Annotated in this window: 2 protein-coding genes; both read right to left on the bottom strand. The window is 71.2% G+C overall.

Annotation, left to right across the window (positions count from 1 at the left end):
- Window positions 1-648 (bottom strand): L-fuculose-phosphate aldolase (locus ACOJVU_RS09290; RefSeq protein WP_421529507.1); only part of this gene is annotated, 648 nt, incomplete at its 3' end.
- The coding region (locus ACOJVU_RS09285; RefSeq protein WP_421529506.1) for an NAD(P)-dependent oxidoreductase at window positions 645-1,343 on the bottom strand (699 nt) is incomplete at its 5' end. The genes ACOJVU_RS09285 and ACOJVU_RS09290, both read right to left, overlap by 4 nt.

Here is a 1,343-nt window from a genome sequence, read left to right as displayed (position 1 = left end):
GTTGGTGCGCAGGTAGCCGTAGACGGCGGCGAATTTGCCGTTCACGTCCTCGGGGATCGCCACCGGAACGCCTAAAGCCCTTGCACCCCAAGCGATCTGTGCCGTACGTTCCACCAGGGCGGTGACGTGCAGAGCCTTCTCGGGCCGCGGGCCCACGGCCACCAGGCCGTGATTGGCGATCAGAGCGGCCGCCCGCCCGTCGAGCGCGCTGACGGCGTTGAGGCCGACGTCGGGCGTGCCCGAGGCTGCATACTCGGCGCACCGGACGTCGCCGCCGCAGCACACGGCGAACTCGTCGATGCAGGCCGGAATCGGCTGGCGCGCGACGGCGAACATCGTGGCCCACACCGGATGGCTGTGGATGACGCTGCCGATGTCGTCGAACGCCCGGTAGCAGGACAGGTGCAGCGCCAGCTCCGACGACGGGAACCGGTCCTGGGCGGCCTGCAGCACGGCGCCGTCCGGGCCGACGAGCACGATGTCGTCGAGTCGCATGTCGCGATAGTCCACCGACGACGGCGTGATGACGATGTTGCCGTCGGCGCGCCGGGCGGAGATGTTGCCGGCGATCCCCTCGACCAGACCGCGCCGCAGCATGTCTCTGGCGGCGTCCAGGACCGCGCTTTCGGGATTGTCGACAAACCTCACGGGCGCAGCACCTCCGGGTTGACGATATGAGCGGGCGTGCCGCCGGACGACAACGCTTCCGGATCGTCGGCCACCATCTGCGCCTGCCGCGCCTCGGTGTCCCAGGTGGCGCCCCCGATGTGCGGGGTCAACACGACGTTGGGCATGCCCGCCAGCGGGTGATCCGTCGGCAGCCATTCGCCGGCGAAGTGGTCCAATCCGGCTCCGGCCACCTTGCCGTCGCGCAGCGCCGCCACCAGTGCGTCGGTGTCGTGCAGTTGCGCGCGGGCGGTGTTGAGGAACACCACGGCGTCGCGCATGGCCGAGAACTGCGCCGCGCCGATCATCCCGGCGGTCTCATCGGTGACCGGCGCGTGCAGGGACACCACGTCGGACTCGGCCAGCAGCGCGTCGAGACCGTGTTCGGCTTCCTCGGTGTAGGGGTCGTGGGCGATCACCCGCAGGCCCAGCCCGCACAGCCGCCAGCGCACCGCCCGGCCGACCGCGCCCAGGCCCACCAGCCCGGCGGTGCGTCCGGCGATCTCGGCGCCGCGGAACCGCTGATACGGGATGCTGCCGTCACTCGTCACCTGCTGCCCGCGGACATCGGTGTCCGCGGGCAGCAGGTGACGAGTGACGGCCAGCAGCAGGGCCACGGTCATCTCGGCGACCGCGTCGGCGTTGCGGCCCGGGGTGTAAAGCACCGGGACACCGGC

This window comes from Mycobacterium sp. THU-M104, from assembly GCF_049197365.1.
In the GTDB taxonomy this organism is placed as follows: Bacteria; Actinomycetota; Actinomycetes; order Mycobacteriales; family Mycobacteriaceae; genus Mycobacterium.
This window is presented reverse-complemented; position numbering and strand designations above follow the sequence as displayed.